The organism is Halomonas sp. SIMBA_159 (assembly GCF_046536035.1).
In the GTDB taxonomy this organism is placed as follows: Bacteria; Pseudomonadota; Gammaproteobacteria; order Pseudomonadales; family Halomonadaceae; genus Vreelandella; species Vreelandella venusta_A.
This window is the reverse complement of record NZ_JAWJBT010000649.1, coordinates 1-269: the sequence shown is the minus strand read 5'-3', so window position 1 is coordinate 269 and position 269 is coordinate 1. Positions and strand designations below refer to the sequence as shown.

Genomic DNA, 269 nt, shown 5'->3' with positions numbered 1-269 from the left:
ATATAAACCGACTGCAAACACAATCAAGCCCGCAAGAATTTTACCAGAGACGAAAATAATGCCACTGACCAAATCCGTTAAAGCGGGAATGGCAAGAATATCCACTGCTGCAAGGGTGGCAAACAGCATAATACCCACCAGCGTAATAATTCCCATTAATTCTGAGGGGGTACGCTGTTGGATGGGAGATTCCGCAGCCCGTTGTTGGGTTTGTTGGGTGAGAACCGTTTCCGCTTCTTGTTCATCTTGAGGTTGCTGTAAACCGAGCC

General features: G+C 47.2%; 1 protein-coding gene. It reads right to left on the bottom strand.

Annotation, left to right across the window (positions count from 1 at the left end):
- Positions 1–269 (bottom strand): hypothetical protein (locus R0J87_RS20805; RefSeq protein ID WP_498888636.1); only part of this gene is annotated, 269 nt, incomplete at both ends.